The organism is Rhizohabitans arisaemae, from assembly GCF_025996515.1.
Lineage (GTDB): Bacteria > Actinomycetota > Actinomycetes > Streptosporangiales > Streptosporangiaceae > Rhizohabitans > Rhizohabitans arisaemae.
On sequence record NZ_BLRH01000009.1, the window covers coordinates 810,281 to 824,763 of the forward strand.

General features: G+C 71.3%; 14 protein-coding genes. 5 read left to right on the plus strand and 9 right to left on the minus strand.

All coding sequences use genetic code 11. The features are described 5' to 3' along the window. Positions 1 to 15: 15 nt before the first annotated feature. The 6 genes from hisH to RUR_RS04440 are packed head-to-tail and all read right to left on the minus strand — an operon-like array spanning position 16 to position 4,252. Positions 16 to 657 (minus strand): imidazole glycerol phosphate synthase subunit HisH, encoded by a 642-nt coding sequence (gene hisH, locus RUR_RS04415; protein ID WP_428846958.1) that lies wholly within the window; start codon positions 655 to 657, stop codon positions 16 to 18. Further along, the gene (locus RUR_RS04420) at positions 654 to 809 is read right to left on the minus strand and encodes a hypothetical protein (RefSeq protein WP_283133551.1); all 156 of its coding nucleotides are present in this window, start codon (positions 807 to 809) and stop codon (positions 654 to 656) included. Before RUR_RS04420 ends, hisH begins: the two co-directional genes overlap by 4 nt. After that, positions 810 to 1,406 carry an imidazoleglycerol-phosphate dehydratase HisB gene (gene hisB, locus RUR_RS04425; protein ID WP_283133552.1) on the minus strand — a complete coding sequence of 199 codons (597 nt, stop codon included), beginning with the start codon at positions 1,404 to 1,406 and terminating at the stop codon, positions 810 to 812. 49 nt (positions 1,407 to 1,455) lie between these two features. Then, the gene (locus RUR_RS04430; protein WP_283133553.1) at positions 1,456 to 2,562 is read right to left on the minus strand and encodes a histidinol-phosphate transaminase; all 1,107 of its coding nucleotides are present in this window, start codon (positions 2,560 to 2,562) and stop codon (positions 1,456 to 1,458) included. 4 nt (positions 2,563 to 2,566) lie between these two features. Further along, complete coding sequence (gene hisD, locus RUR_RS04435) at positions 2,567 to 3,871, minus strand: histidinol dehydrogenase (protein WP_283133554.1); 1,305 nt, start codon at positions 3,869 to 3,871, stop codon at positions 2,567 to 2,569. Between the two features lie 57 nt (positions 3,872 to 3,928). Continuing rightward, complete coding sequence (locus RUR_RS04440; RefSeq protein ID WP_283133555.1) at positions 3,929 to 4,252, minus strand: YidH family protein; 324 nt, start codon at positions 4,250 to 4,252, stop codon at positions 3,929 to 3,931. Between the two features lie 62 nt (positions 4,253 to 4,314). Between RUR_RS04440 and RUR_RS04445 the strand changes: the two genes are divergently transcribed. Then, positions 4,315 to 4,986, plus strand: coding sequence for an LON peptidase substrate-binding domain-containing protein (locus RUR_RS04445; protein ID WP_283133556.1), 672 nt, complete (start codon positions 4,315 to 4,317; stop codon positions 4,984 to 4,986). Further along, positions 4,983 to 5,462 carry a Cys-tRNA(Pro) deacylase gene (gene ybaK / locus RUR_RS04450; protein WP_283133557.1) on the plus strand — a complete coding sequence of 160 codons (480 nt, stop codon included), beginning with the start codon at positions 4,983 to 4,985 and terminating at the stop codon, positions 5,460 to 5,462. Before RUR_RS04445 ends, ybaK begins: the two co-directional genes overlap by 4 nt. Positions 5,463 to 5,490: 28 nt before the next feature. Here the strand turns inward: ybaK and RUR_RS04455 are convergent, their stop codons facing one another. After that, positions 5,491 to 6,018 (minus strand): hypothetical protein, encoded by a 528-nt coding sequence (locus RUR_RS04455; RefSeq protein WP_283133558.1) that lies wholly within the window; start codon positions 6,016 to 6,018, stop codon positions 5,491 to 5,493. Positions 6,019 to 6,198: 180 nt separating this feature from the next. On the opposite strand from RUR_RS04455, the gene murA reads away from it, so the two are divergent. Then, entirely contained in the window at positions 6,199 to 7,509 is a 1,311-nt protein-coding gene (gene murA, locus RUR_RS04460; protein ID WP_283133559.1) for a UDP-N-acetylglucosamine 1-carboxyvinyltransferase, read from the plus strand. Positions 7,510 to 7,584: 75 nt separating this feature from the next. Beyond that, the gene (locus tag RUR_RS04465; RefSeq protein ID WP_283133560.1) at positions 7,585 to 9,861 is read left to right on the plus strand and encodes a transglycosylase domain-containing protein; all 2,277 of its coding nucleotides are present in this window, start codon (positions 7,585 to 7,587) and stop codon (positions 9,859 to 9,861) included. Between the two features lie 868 nt (positions 9,862 to 10,729). Here RUR_RS04465 and RUR_RS04470 read toward each other — a convergent pair. Both RUR_RS04470 and RUR_RS04475 read right to left on the minus strand, forming a co-directional pair. Beyond that, complete coding sequence (locus RUR_RS04470) at positions 10,730 to 12,634, minus strand: hypothetical protein (protein WP_283133561.1); 1,905 nt, start codon at positions 12,632 to 12,634, stop codon at positions 10,730 to 10,732. Then, positions 12,631 to 12,873 carry a hypothetical protein gene (locus RUR_RS04475; RefSeq protein WP_283133562.1) on the minus strand — a complete coding sequence of 81 codons (243 nt, stop codon included), beginning with the start codon at positions 12,871 to 12,873 and terminating at the stop codon, positions 12,631 to 12,633. Before RUR_RS04475 ends, RUR_RS04470 begins: the two co-directional genes overlap by 4 nt. Positions 12,874 to 13,069: 196 nt before the next feature. Between RUR_RS04475 and RUR_RS04480 the strand changes: the two genes are divergently transcribed. Continuing rightward, entirely contained in the window at positions 13,070 to 14,479 is a 1,410-nt protein-coding gene (locus RUR_RS04480; RefSeq protein ID WP_283133563.1) for an amino acid permease, read from the plus strand. Positions 14,480 to 14,483: the final 4 nt, after the last annotated feature.

The window sequence follows — 14,483 nt, forward strand, 5'->3', positions numbered from 1 at the left end:
CCGGACGACGCGCGACTAGCCCGTACAAGTCGCCAGCCAGTTTTTCAGCAGCGCGGCACCCGCGTCCCCCGACTTCTCCGGGTGGAACTGCGTGGCCCAGAGTGGCCCGTTCTCCACCGCGGCCACGAACTCCTCGCCGTGCTCGGCCCAGGTGACCAGCGGGGGCGTGAACCCGGGGCCCGGCTCCAGTTCCCAGCGGCGCACGCCGTACGAATGCACGAAGTAGTAGCGGGTGCCCGGGTCGATCCCGGCGAAGAGCGCGGACCCCTCGGGCGCCTTGACCGTGTTCCACCCCATGTGCGGGAGGATCGGCGCGTGCAGGCGCTCCACCGTGCCGGGCCACTCGCCGCAGCCTTCGGTGTGCACGCCGTGCTCGACCCCCTTCTCGAAGAGGATCTGCATCCCCACGCAGATGCCGAGGACCGGCCGCCCGCCGGCCAGCCGCCGGGCCACGATCCGGTCCCCGTGGACCGCGCGCAGCCCGGCCATGCACGCGGCGAAGGCCCCCACTCCCGGGACGACCAGGCCGTCGGCGTTCAACGCCGTCTCCATGTCGGAGGTCACGGTGACCTCCGCGCCCACCCGGGCGAGCGCCCGCTCCGCGGACCGCAGGTTGCCCGAACCGTAGTCCAGTACGACGATCCGCCGACCGCTCACCACCGAAGCACCCCCGCCCAGATCGACATGACGGCCCCGGCGAGCAGCACGGCCGACCACAGCTTCAGCCCCTGCTTGTAGAACGAGAAGACCCCGCCGAGGAGGAAGAGACCGACCCCCACCAGGGCGATCGCCGACCAGTTGTCGGACATCTAGAGCACGCCCTTGGTACTGGGGATGACCCCGGCGGCGCGCGGGTCGTGCGCGCACGCGTCCCGCAGGGCCCGGGCCAGCGCCTTGAACTGGGCCTCCACGATGTGGTGGGCGTTGCGCCCGTACGGCACGTGCACGTGGAGGCAGATCGCCGCCTGGGCGACGAAGGACTCCAGGATGTGCCGGGTGAGCGTGGTGTCGTACTCGGGCCCGATCATGGGGGCCATGCCCTCGGGCTCACTGTGCACCAGGTACGGACGGCCGGACAGGTCCACGGTGACCTGGGCGAGCGCCTCGTCGAGCGGGACGAACGCCTGCGCGAACCGCCGGATGCCCGCCTTGTCGCCGAGCGCCTGCCGGAACGCGGCGCCGAGGGCGAGCGCGGTGTCCTCGATCGTGTGGTGGGAGTCGATGTGCAGGTCGCCGTCGGTCTTCACCGTGAGGTCGAACAGGCCGTGTTTGCCCAGCTGGGCCAGCATGTGGTCGTAGAAGCCGACCCCGGTCGACACGTCCACCCGCCCGGTCCCGTCGAGGTCCACCTCGACCAGAACGGACGTCTCCTTGGTCTCCCGCTCGATCCTGCCGACGCGACTCATCGCCACACCCTCCACTTCCCGCGCGGACCCTCCGCCCGGATCGCCCCGATCACGGCATCGCCTCGGCGAGCGCGGACCGGAAGGCCGCCATCTCCGCCGAGGTCCCGATCGAGACGCGCAGCCATTCCGGCGGGCCGACCTCGCGGATCAGCACCCCCCGGTCGAGTATTCCCTGCCAGAGCGTCCGCCGGTCGACGGCGACCTCCCCAGGACCGGTCGCCTTCTCCACGAACCGCCCGAAGAACACGAAGTTCGCGTCGGAGTCGGCCACCGTGAGCCCGCGCCCGCGGAGCCACTCCACCGTCGCGTCCCGTTCGGCGCGCAGCGTGTCCACCGTGCCGAGCAGCGCCTCCCGGTGCGCGAGGGCCACCCGCGCGGCCTCCTGGGTGAGCGTCGACAGATGGTACGGCAGGCGCACCAGCAGCAGCGCGTCGACCACCGCCGGGTCGGCCGCCAGGTAGCCCAGCCGCGTCCCGGCCATCGCGAACGCCTTGGACATGGTCCGGGTGACGATCAGCCGTGGGGATCGGGGCAGCAGCGAGAGCGCGCTCGGGGTCCCGGTCCGGGCGAACTCGGCGTACGCCTCGTCCACCACGACCATCCCCGGCGCCGCGTCCAGCACCGCCCGGATCACCTCAAGCGGCAGCGCCGTGCCGGTGGGGTTGTTGGGCGAGGTCAGGAAGACCACGTCGGGACGATGCTCCCGTACGGCCTGGACGGCTCGCGCCGGGTCGATCCCGAAGTCGTCGTCGCGCGCCCCGGCGATCCACCGGGTGGACGTGCCCGAGGTGATGATCGGGTGCATCGAGTAGGACGGTTCGAAGCCCAGCGCGGTGCGCCCCGGGCCGCCGAACGCCTGCAGGATCTGCTGGAGGACCTCGTTGGAGCCGTTGGCCGCCCAGACCTGGTCGGCGCCGAGCCCGTGCCCGAGGTAGGCGGCGAGATCCTTGCGGAGCTCCACCGCGTCCCGGTCGGGGTAGCGGTTGAGCGTCCCGGTCACCCGCCGGACCGCGTCCGCCAGGTCCGCCACGAGGGCGTCCGGGGGCGGGTACGGGTTCTCGTTGGTGTTCAGCTGCACGGGCACGTCGAGCTGCGGCGCCCCGTACGGCGTGAGCCCGCGCAGGTCCTCGCGGATCGGCAGATCGTCGAATGTCACGGGCTCAGCTCCGTCCGCCGGAGAACCGGGCGCGGACCGCGGCGCCGTGCGCCGGGAGGTCCTCGGCGTCGGCGAGGGCGCTCACGTGCGGCTCCGCCTCGCGCAGCGCCTCCCGCGTGTAGTCCACCACGTGGATCCCGCGCAGGAAGGTCGCCGTCGACAGGCCCGCGGAGTGGCAGGCGCAGCCGCCGGTCGGCAGCACGTGGTTGGACCCGGCGAGGTAGTCGCCGAGGGAGACCGGGGCGTGCGGCCCGATGAAGATCGCACCGGCGTTGCGGACCCGCGCCGCCAGGGAGTGGGCGTCCGCGGTCTGGATCTCCAGGTGCTCGGCGCCGTAGGCGTCGGCCACGGCCAGGGCGTCCTCGGCCGAGGCCACCAGCACGATCCCGGACTGCCGTCCGGCGAGCGCCTCGGCGACCCGCTCCCGGTGCTTGGTCTCCTCCACCTGGCGGGCGAGCTCCCGCTCCACCGCCTCGGCGAGGGTGGGTGACTCGGTGACCAGCACGGCCGCCGCGAGGGTGTCGTGCTCGGCCTGGCTGATCAGGTCCGCGGCCACGTGGACCGGGTCGGCGGTGTCGTCGGCGATGACCATGATCTCGGTGGGCCCGGCCTCGGCGTCGATGCCGATCCGCCCCTTGAGCAGCCGCTTGGCGGCGGCCACCCAGATGTTGCCGGGACCGGTGACCATGTTGACGGGGCGGCAGTCCCGCGTCCCGTAGGCGAACATGGCGACGGCCTGGGCTCCGCCCACCGCGTACACCTCGTCCACGCCGAGCAGCGCGCAGGCGGCCAGGATGGACGGATGCGGGGATCCCCCGAACTCCCGCTGCGGCGGCGAGGCCACCGCGAGGGAGGGCACCCCGGCCTCCTGGGCGGGCACCACGTTCATCACGACGCTGGACGGGTAGACGGCGAGCCCGCCGGGCGCGTACAGACCCACCCGGCCCACGGGCGTGAACCGCTCGACGACCCGGCCGCCGGGGACGACCTCGGTGACGATGTCGGCGCGCCGCTGGTCCCGGTGGACCAGGCGGGCCCGGCGGATCGACTCCTCCAGCGCCGCGCGGACGACGGGGTCCAGGTTCTCCAGGGCCTCGGCGATCCGGGCGGGCGGCACCCGGGCGGACTCCAGGTCGACCCCGTCGAAGCGCGCGGTCAGCTCCCGTACGGCGTCGGCGCCGCGATGGCGGACGTCCTCGCAGATCGGGCGCACCTTCTCCAAGGCGGCCTCGACGTCGAGCTCGGCACGGGGCAGCACGTCGCGCAGATCCTCCGGAAGGCCTCCGCGCAGGTCGATACGGGAAATCACCCCATCAGTCTACGGAGCCACACAGACCATCGCCCGCCAAGTCCATCATGCGGACCGTCAACTCACCAAAAAGATCATTAAAGTCACGAGGACGGCGAGTACCACGATCAGCACCATCATCATCGGAACGGCGGGCGACTCCCCCAGCGGCTGACCGAGGCGCATCCGCCGCTGGACCCGGCGCCAGCGCAGGAACCCCGCGACCGAGGAGGCGATCGCGGCCGCCACCAGCAGCAGGCCGCCCGCCACCCGGAGCCCGCCGGGGAGGTCGGTGATGAGCCGGTCCACGGCGACGCCGGCGGCGAGCAGCCCCAGGGACGTCCGGATCCAGGCCAGGAAGGTCCGCTCGTTGGCGAGGGTGTATCGGTAGTCCGGTTCCACGCTTTACATTGTAGATCATGCAATTCCGCCAGGGAACGGGGGACACGGATAGGCTGGAGGTCGTGAGCGAGCGGTTGCCCCTGTTCCCCCTGGGGACGGTCCTGTTCCCCGGGGTGCCCCTCCCCCTGCACGTCTTCGAGGAGCGATACCGGCTGCTCGTCCGCGACCTGCTCGAAGGCGAGCCGTTCTTCGGCGTCGTCGCCATCGTCGAGGGACACGAGGTCGGCGCCGGAGCCGCCCGGGAACTCGCCGCCGTCGGATGCACCGCGCAGGTCCACGAGGTCACCGAGCTCCCCGGCGGGCGATACCACCTGATCACCGTGGGCCGGGACCGCTTCCGCCTCGACTCCGTCGACCACGGCACGCCGTACCCGACCGGGCGGGTCACCCGGCTGCCGGAGAATCCGGGCGACGTCTCGGCGAGCCTGGTGCGCGAGGTCGTCGAGGCCTTCGCCCGCTACCACGGCCTCATGCTCGCCGCCGCGCCGGACGCGGGCCCGGCGTCCGCGCTCGTCCCCGGCGACCTCCCGCACGACCCGGTCGAACTCTCCTACCTCGTCGCCGCCGGGCTCGTCGCGGACCGGGGGGTCAAGCAGCGGCTCCTCGCCGCGGAGGACGCGGCCACCCGCCTCGCCGCCGAACTCGGGCTGCTCAACCGGGAAATCCGGTTGCTCGGGTCGCTACGGTCTGTTCCAGTGACGGACTTCCCGACCGGAGGGGTCAACCCCAATTGAGCAAGGGCACACCGGCCACGGTCGCGCTGACCAAGGCCAAATCCACCTTCACCCTGCACCCGTACGAGCACGACGCGGGGGCGTCCAACTACGGGGACGAGGCCGCCGCCGCGCTCGGCGTGCCCCGGGAGCAGATCTTCAAGACCCTGGTGGCCGCCGTCGACGGCGCGCTGGCGGTCGCCGTCGTCCCCGTCGCCGGCAAGCTGGACCTCAAGGCGTTCGCCGCGGCGCTCGGCGGCAAACGCGCCGCGATGGCCGAGGCCCCCGTGGTGGAGCGGGCGACCGGCTACGTGGTCGGCGGGATCAGCCCTCTCGGCCAGCGCAAACGCCTGCCCACGGTGGTCGACGAGTCGGCGCTGGACTTCGCCGCCGTCTACTGCTCGGCGGGGCGCCGCGGCCTGCAGATCGAGCTGCCCCCGGCCGAGCTGATCCGCCTCACCCAGGCCAAGACCGCCCGGATCTCCCGGACCGACTGACCCCGTACGGCCCGCGGCGGGCGGTGCCTCACGGGGTCGCGCGGCCGTCCCGCCCCGGGAGGCGGTCGGGAAGCGGCGTCTGGGGGTCCAGGCCGGCGTACGGCCTGCGCCAGGGGGTGTCGCGGTACGCGTAGGACCCCTCGATCAGGCCGAACACCGCGACCGCGATCAACGGCCAGGCGAAGAGCACCCCGGTGGCCCGCAGGGTCAGCGCCACCGGCTCGGCGTCGATCATCCCGCCGACCTGGAACGCGACGAAGGCGCCGAGCAGCCCGCCCGCCGCCAGCCCGAGCAGCACCGCCACCGGGCGACCGCGCCCGAGCAGATAACCGACGACCCCGCTGACCAGCCCGGCCGCCCCGGTGACCACGGCGAACCAGCCGTCTCCGGCGATGATGTCCTGGGTGGTGGGGTCGGCCAGCCGCGGCCCGCTCGCGGTCACCACGTACGACACACGCGGGGCGACCACCCCCCAGAGCAGCCCGGCGGCCACCCCGGAGAGCGCGAGCACGGCCAGGGTGACGGCGAAGGCCCGTACCGGCCGGATCCAGCCCATCACCCGACCTTACCCATGCCAACGAAACCAGCACTGGAGTACATGAGTCATACCGCTTCAGTCGGGAATGGGGCCATGGCCTGCATCTCCCCATTACGCCATGCACTATGTCAAGCCGGAATAAGAACCCGAGGTCCCGGAAAGGGGCGCCTCGGGTGGCATCTCCTATGCTGTGACATCGTGACCGATCAGGTGTGGCAGATCGAACCGTCCGGACGTCTCCGCGGCGACGTCGAGGTCCGTGGATCGAAGAACGCCGTGACCAAGCACATGGTCGCGGCGATGCTCGGCGTCGACACGAGCACGATTCAGAACGCCCCCGACGTCGGCGACGTCGGCATCACCGCGGCGATGCTCAGGTCCCTCGGCTTCGAGGTCGAGACCGGGCACGGGGAGATCACGGTCGCCCCCGGCACCCACGTGGAGCCACGGGTACCCCACGCCTTCACCGGGCTCAACCGCATCCCCATCCTCATGCTCGGCCCGCTGCTCCACCTCGCCGGCGAGGCGTTCGTCCCGCTGGTCGGCGGCGACCCCATCGGCCACCGCCCGATCGACTTCCACGTCGAGGCCCTGCGGTCGATGGGCGCCGAGGTCCACATCGGCGACGACGGCATCCACGCCAAGGCGGCCAAGCTCCGGGGCACCCGGATCGACCTGCCCTACCCGAGCGTCGGGGCCACCGAGACCGTGCTGCTGACGGCGGTGCTCGCCGAGGGCAAGACGGTGATCCGCGGCGCCGCGACCGAGCCCGAGGTGGTGGAACTCGCCCTCTTCCTGCAGCGCATGGGGGCCAGGATCGAACTCAGCCCCGACCGCAGGGTCGTGGTCGAAGGGGTCGAACGGCTGCGCGGCGCTTCCACCTGGCTGGCGGGCGACCGGCTTGAGGCCTTCTCCTACCTGGTCGCCGGTCTCATCACCGGCGGGCAGGTGCGCGTGCACGGCTGCCCCCAGGACCGGCTCGTCACCGCGATCACCACCCTGGCCAGGATGGGTGCCCAGTTCGAGATCACCGACGACTGGCTCACCGCCTCCGCCCCGAACGGGCTCCGCGCCGCCGCGGTGCAGACCGACACCCACCCGGGCTTCATGACCGACTGGCAGACCCCGCTCATGGTGCTGTTCACCCAGGCCGAGGGGATGTCGGTGCTGCACGAGACGGTGTTTGAGAACCGGCTCGTGTACGTGCCCGCGCTGCAGAAGATGGGCTGCGAGATCGAGGTCTTCGACGTCTGCCTCGGCGGCCCCGCCTGCCGCTTCCACGACACCAACGCCAAGCACTCGGCCGTGGTCCGCGGGGTGTCCAAACTCCGCGGCGCCGACGTCACCATGCCCGACGTGCGGGCCGGCTTCTCGGCCGTGCTCGCCGCCGCCGCCGCCGAGGGCACCTCCACGCTCCGGGGCATCCAGCACATCGAGCGCGGTTACCACCGGCCCCTGGAGCAGTTCAGCTCCCTCGGACTGAAAATCCGGCGGGAAACGGTCGCCTAATCCTGGGCGAGGCTTTGCCGACGGGCCGCGTCCTCCTCCGGGAAGGCGGCGAGCCCCCGACGTAATGTCGGGATCGTGGAGCATGTGCTGGCCAACGTGGGCCGTCTCGCCGTGGGTGGTGTCGCCGCCGGAGTCATCGCCGCGGGGATCGCCCTCCCCGTGGTCGGCGGCGTCGGCTTCACCCTCCGCGACGTCATCGACGGATTCCGGAACCTCCCCTCGTCCCTGCGGGAAGGCCCGCTCCCGCAGAAGACCCGGCTGCTGGACGCGACCGGAACCCAGTTCGCGCAGTTCTACTACGAGAACCGGGAGGCGGTCCCGCTCGACCGGATCAGCCCCCTGGCCCGGCAGGCCGTCGTCGCCATCGAGGACTCGCGCTTCTTCGAACACGCCGGACTCGATGTCAAAGGGACCATCCGGGCGGTGATCACCAACGCCCAGGCGGGCGAAATCCGGCAGGGCGGCTCCTCGCTCACCCAGCAGTACGTCAAGAACGTCCTGGTCGAGGCGGCCGAGACCGAGAAGGAGCGGGAAGCGGCCCGGGCGCCCAACCTCGGCAGGAAGATCAGCGAACTCCGTTACGCGCTCGCGCTGGAGCAGAAGTACTCCAAACAGGAGATCCTCGAACGCTACCTCAACGTCGCCTACTTCGGGGCGGGCGCCTACGGCGTGCAGGCCGCGGCCAAACGCTTCTTCGGCAAAACCGCCGCGCAGCTCACCCTCGTCGAGGCGGCCACCATCGCCGGAGCCGTACGGTCACCGCACCACACCGACCCCTCGCTCGGCCCGCAAAGCCGGGCCCGGCTCAAAGAGCGGCGCGACGTCGTCCTCGACCGGATGGCCGAACTGAAGATGGTCTCCCCCGAGGAAGCCGCCAAAGCCAAAGCCCGGCCGCTCCGGCTCCAGCTGAACGTCCAGCCCGCCAGCTGCGAGGACAGCGGGCACCCGTACTTCTGCGAATACGTCCAGCGGGAGATCCTCAACAGCCCGGCCTTCGGCCAGGACCCCGCGGAACGGGCCAAGCGCCTGATCCGCGGCGGCATCGTGATCCGCACCACCCTGCGGCCCCGGATCCAGCGCGCCGCCGAACACGCCATCCGCGAACGGGTCAGCCCCGCCGACACCGAGGTCGCCGCGGAAGCCATGATCGAACCCGGCACCGGATACATCCGGGCCCTGGCCGGCAGCAAACTGTTCGGCCGCAACCCCGGAAACAAGAAGAACGGCCCCTACACCAACTTCAACCTCCCCGCCGACGCGGCCCACGGCGGCGGCGTCGGCCTCCAAGCCGGCTCCACCTTCAAGGTCTTCACCCTCGCCACCGCGCTCGCCCAGGGCTGGCGGTTCAACCAGGGCTTCGACACCCCCGGGGTGCTCACCCCCTCCGCCGGCTACCGGGACTGCGCGGGGCGGCCGGTCAACGCGCCCGACGTGCAGATCTACAACGCCTCCGGAGAAGGCCGCGGCGGGCCGTACAGCCTCTCCACCGGAACCTGGGAATCGGTCAACATCTTCTACATGATGCTGGAGCGCAAGGTCGGGCTCTGCGCGACGATGAAGACGGCGGAGGCCCTCGGCGTCAGGCGCGCCGACGGCGGGCCCCTGCGCCCCGTCCCCACCTTCACCCTCGGCGTCAACGAGATGGACCCCGTGACCGTGGCCGCGTCCTTCGCCGCCTTCGCCGCACGCGGCAGGTACTGCGAGCCGCTGGCCATCGCCGAGATCACGGACTTCGACGGGACCCGCACCCCGGTGAGCCCCACCTGCCGGCAGGCCATCGACCCCGAGGTCGCCGACGCGGTCAGCCACGTGCTGCGCGGAGTCTTCGCCGAAGGCACCATGCGCGGGCAGGACATCGGGCGGCCCGCCGCCGGCAAGACCGGCACCAACAACGGGTACACCTCCGCCTGGTTCGCCGGATACACCCCAGACCTGGCGGCGGCGGTCAGCGTCGGCGACATCCGCGGCCCCTACCGGTACCCGCTGACCGGCACCCGGATCGGCGACACCTACTTCGGCCAGGTCCAGGGGGCGAGCCTGCCCGGCCCCATCTGGGTCCAGTCGATGCGCCGCGCGCTGGCGGGCACCTACCCGACCTACTTCCACCGCCCCAACCTCGCCCGGTTCGGCGGCGGCGTCACCCCCGGCCTGGAGGAGAAGGACAAGGAGCGGAAGGTGCGACGGGACCCGGAGACCGGGGAGGTGCTGGCCTCCCCCGAGCGGGACGAACAACGGACACGGCGGGGCGCCCGCCGATTCCGCGACGACCTCGCCCGGCCCCGCTTCCACCGCCCCGACCGCGACCTGCCACCCCGCTTCCACGACCAGCCCTGGCCCCAACCCTGGAACTAGACCCTGACCTCCGGAGCCGTACGGGCTGGAGCCGCATCCCGGCCGCCCAGCGGGGTTACCCGGATTTGGTGGGGAGAGGCGGGAAGGAGCCGTTCGGGTGACGACAACGGACGTGCGGTACCCCGTTAAGAGAAGTCCGGGTTACAGGAACAGTATTTTCTAACATTGACCGCGGTGGTTCGTGCCGCACAAAAAGCGCGCGGCACGAACCACCGCGCGCATTCTCGCGCCGCAAAGAGCGCGGCGCGAGAAGTGCGGACGTAGCGCGTCGGGCACCTAGGATCCAGCCACGCTTACAACAATGACCTGGAACCCGTAAGAAACCTTAAGCCTACTGGATTCAGCCATCAACCGAATCGGTGCTACCAGGGTAAGCCGTGCACGCTCGAAACGCGGCAGCGTCTGGAATGAATGACTTTCGCAGCGCGAGAAGTGCGGACGTAGCGCCTCGGGCACCTAGGATCCAGCCACGCTTACAACAATGACCTGGAACCCGTAAGAAACCTCAGGCTTACTGGATTCAGCAATTACCTGAATCGTCGCTGCCGGGGTGGGCACGTGTGCGCTCGAAACGCGGCGGCGTCTGGTGAGGATTTTCGCCGCCTCCGGCCGTACCAAACGGTGTCTGCCTGCACATTCTTGTTGTAAGCGTGGCTGGATTTTAGGTGCCCGAGGCGCTAAGTCCGCTCTTCGCACGCCGCGCTCTTTGCGGCGGGCGAAAGCGTGCGGGGTTCGTGCCGGACGCTTTTTGTCCGGCACGAACCCCGCAGTCAATGTTAGAAAACACCGGCTTTAACGGCGACCTCACCTAACACGGTCCCCACGTCCGTTGTCCTCACCCCGACCACGCCTATCCGGGTGGGTACGGTCAGCCCTGCTGTGGTTTGTTGGCCAAGATCGCGAGCCAGGCGGCGCGCGGGACTTTGTGGAGGTCGCGATAGAGGGTGGGGAGGGTGGAGTGCCAGGTGTCGAAGGCGGTCCAGTGTTCGGAGGTGGTCGGGACGACCCTGCCTTCGACCCGCAGGTGGGCGGGGAGGGGTGGGACGGCTTGGGGACGGCCTTCCTCGACGAGGTCGGTGAGGGCCTGCGCGACGGGGAGCCGGAAGTCGTCCAGTTTGGCCAGGCATTCGGTCTCGTCCCGGACGGGGACCCGCATCGGTGGGACGGCGGTGCCCGCCCCGGCGAGGGACCACCATTCCAGGGCCACGGCGGCGACGGGGTTCACCTCCGCCGGGACGGTCTGCGGCCCGAAGTCGAGCAGCACGTTGTAGCCGGCGAGCGCCCGGCCCGCCGCGAGGTCCCGGCGCCGGGCGCCGTCGTAGCCCGCGGTGGCGGCGGCCACCAGCCCGCTCAGGGCGCCAAGCTCCCGGAGCAAGGATTCCCCGCAGGTGAGAGCGATCTTGGCCTGCGCCACGAGCGTGCCGTCCAGACCGGCCCGGAACACGGCCATGGCCGCGACGTCCCGCGCGACCAGCTCCAGGAAGGGGACGACGTCCGTACCCGGGAAGACCGGCTCCCGGTCGTCTCCGGCGACCGACCGCGCCAGCGGCACGGCCCAGGTGCGGCCCAGCGCGCCGAGCGCCCGGGTGACCTCCGGCTGCGGGGTGCGCGGCGGCTCCCCGCGCCCGGCCGCGACCGCGGCGTCGAAGACGTTCCGGGCCGCCTCGGATCCCTCGACGTCGCGGGCTCCCGCGAGCAGGATCCCGGCCGGGTCGCCGGAGACGTCGACCCGCCTGCTCCGCCCGCCCACCTCGAAGGTGACCCACCAGTCGTCGTCGACCAGGTCGTCGGCGTACCGGCGGTCCCGCAGGAGCGCGCGGGAGGCGGCGGGGTTCTCGGCCACCCGGGTGAGCACGGCGTGGACGGGGTCGTACTCGACGAGCGAACGCGCCAGGCCCGGGGAGACCAGCGCCTCGGCGAAGCCTTCCCGCCCGGGGTTGAGCCGGAGCGCGTACTGCCAGGGTTCGACGTCCCGCCGCCGCGCCGCCGGGGTTTCCCGCCGCCAGTCCAGGACCGACCTCGCGGCCTCGGCGAGGAATTCCGCGTCCCATTCGAAGCCGTGCGCGCCGTACTTGAACAGCATCCCGACGGCCCAGCGGTCTTCCTCGCGCGGGTGCACGATGGCGCGGACGGCTTTGTCGCCGAGGAGCCGGCGCCGGGACGCGGCGGCCATGGACGCGCCGAACGCGGCGGCCGCCTGCGCGACCCCGGAACCGAGGGCCGGTACGGGCTCGCCGCCGGCCGCCGGCGCCGCCGCGGGGACGGGTTCGGCGACGGCGGTGACCGCGGACGGGGCTTCCGCGCCGATCGTGGCCCAGAAGGAGGCGAGGTAGGAGTGGTCTTCGCCGTACAGCCCGGCGGTGACGGCGAGCGCGGCGAGCTCGGCGCGGAGCAGCGCCGGGTCCTCCCCTTTCAACGCCGCTTTGAGCCGGGCCGCGTCCACCTGGCCCTGCGCCCCGCCTTCGCTGACGGCACCCCATTGGACGAGTTGCCATCCGGGTGGGAGCTGCCCGGGTCCGGTGGGGTTCGTCCCACCGGGGACGCTCATCCGCTCCAGGTCCCGGGCGAGCCGGGCCCGGTGGGTCATGTCTCGTGCGTCGTCCCCGGCGACCCTGGTCAGTTCGGTCAGCCGGGCGAGTCCGGTCTGGGTCCACTGTTCGGAGAGCCTGCGGATCCGCGGGGCGTGGGTCTCCAGCGTGTCGAGTACGGTGCGGAGCCGCCGGGCGAGTTCTTCGACGTTGTCGGGGCGGACACCGACGAAGTCTCCGCTCATGGACCGGCGGAGAGGCGTTGGATTCTGGCGTTGAGCTCGGCGAGGGTTTCGGCGAGGAGGTTCTCCAGGTCGTGCCTCCTGCGCTTCCACTCCCCCGCCCACTGGTCCGCCCGCGCGCCCTGCCAGGTCTGCGACCCGATCAGATGCTCAGCATAGGTCAACGCGTGCCGGATGTCCTGAGTGGCGGACTCGACGACCAGCTTGTCACGAATCGCGTCCTGCAGTTCGTGCGCCGACAACTTCTGCTCCTCGCTGCGTGATGCGGGAGTCTGCTATTACAGGGGTTTTTGCTGTAGATCGCAATGATATGTCGGATAGCGGGACCCTCAACCCTCATTCCCAGGGTGTCGCCGAACGGGCGACCGGGCAATCGGCAAGGGTATCGGCAGCGTGTCCCGGCGTCTCCCACGTTCGGTGATATTAACGTCACCTGTTGTGAGCCAGAACGCGGGGTACGCACATGTCCTGACCGGACGCCAGGTCCGGATGATCGCCATCGGCGGCGCCATCGGCGTCGGGCTCTTCCTCGGGTCCGGCGGCCGGATGCAGGCCGTGGGCCCCGGGCTCGTGCTCTCCTACGCGCTGGCCGGAGTCGCCGCCTTCTTCGTCATGCGGGCCCTCGGCGAACTCGTGATGCACCGGCCCACCTCGGGCAGCTTCGTCGACTACGCGCACGAGTTCATCGGGCCCTGGGCGAGCTTCGCCAGCGGCTGGATGTACTGGGTGAACTGGGCCGCCACCGGGGTCGCCGAGCTTGTGGCCATCGCCACCTACGTGCACCGGTGGTTCCCCGACGTCCCCCGGTGGATCACCGCCCTCACCGCGCTCGGCCTGGTCCTCGTGGTCAACCTGCTCTCGGTGCGGCTCTTCGGCGAACTGGAGTTCTGGTTCGCCCTGCTCAAGGTGCTGGCGATCGTGACCTTCCTGGTGACCGGGCTCACTCTGGTGATCCTCGGCACGCACGGGGCGTCCGCCGCCAACCTCGTCGCCCACGACGGATTCCTCCCGCACGGCTTCGGCGTCGTCCTCATCAGCCTCCAGGCGGTGGTGTTCGCCTACTCCGGCATCGACCTCGTCGGCATCGCGGCGGGCGAGACCCGCGACCCGTACCGGGTCCTGCCCAAAGCCGTGAACGGGGTCGTCTGGAGGATCGCGATCTTCTATGTCGGCTCCGTGCTGCTCATGGGCATGGTCCTGCCCTGGACCGCCTACAGCGCCGGAGAGAGCCCGTTCGTCACCTTCTTCGCCGCCCTGGGGGTGCCGCTCGCCGGGGACGCGATGAACCTGATCGTCCTCACCGCCGCCATGTCCTCCTGCAACTCCGGTCTCTACTCCACCGGGCGGATCCTGCGCGGCATGGCGCTCAAGGGCGAGGCCCCCATCGCCACCGCCTACATGAGCTCCCGGCAGGTGCCGGTCGGCGGCATCCTGCTGACCAGCGTGGTCTTCCTGGGCGGAGTGATCCTCTACTACTTCATCCCCGCCCAGGCCTTCGAGATCGCGGTCGCCGTCGCCTCCCTCGGCGTCCTCACCACCTGGGCCACGCTGATCGTCTGCCAGATGCGGCTGCACGCGCGGGCCCGGCACGGCCTGGTGGACCGCCCGGCGTTCCGGATGCCCGGCTCCCCCGTGACCGGATGGCTCACCCTCGGCTTCCTGACCCTGGTGCTCGCGTTGATGGCCTTCGCCGAAGAGGCGCAACGGGTCGCGCTCTACTCCCTGCCGCTCATCGTGGGACTCATCGCGCTCGGCTGGCGGCTGGTGAGCCGGAGGCGCCGCGGCGCCGACGCCGGGCGGGAACCCGACGCGGTTCCCCTCCCGCCCGCCGACACCACGACGACCTGACTTC

Bases quoted from the DNA above. Each gene is read 5' to 3' on its own strand.
- RUR_RS04420 (WP_283133551.1), bottom strand. From the start codon at position 809: ATGTCCGACAACTGGTCGGCGATCGCCCTGGTGGGGGTCGGTCTCTTC.
- hisB (WP_283133552.1), bottom strand. From the start codon at position 1,406: ATGAGTCGCGTCGGCAGGATCGAGCGGGAGACCAAGGAGACGTCCGTT.
- RUR_RS04455 (WP_283133558.1), bottom strand. From the start codon at position 6,018: ATGGGCTGGATCCGGCCGGTACGGGCCTTCGCCGTCACCCTGGCCGTG.
- RUR_RS04470 (WP_283133561.1), bottom strand. From the start codon at position 12,634: ATGAGCGGAGACTTCGTCGGTGTCCGCCCCGACAACGTCGAAGAACTC.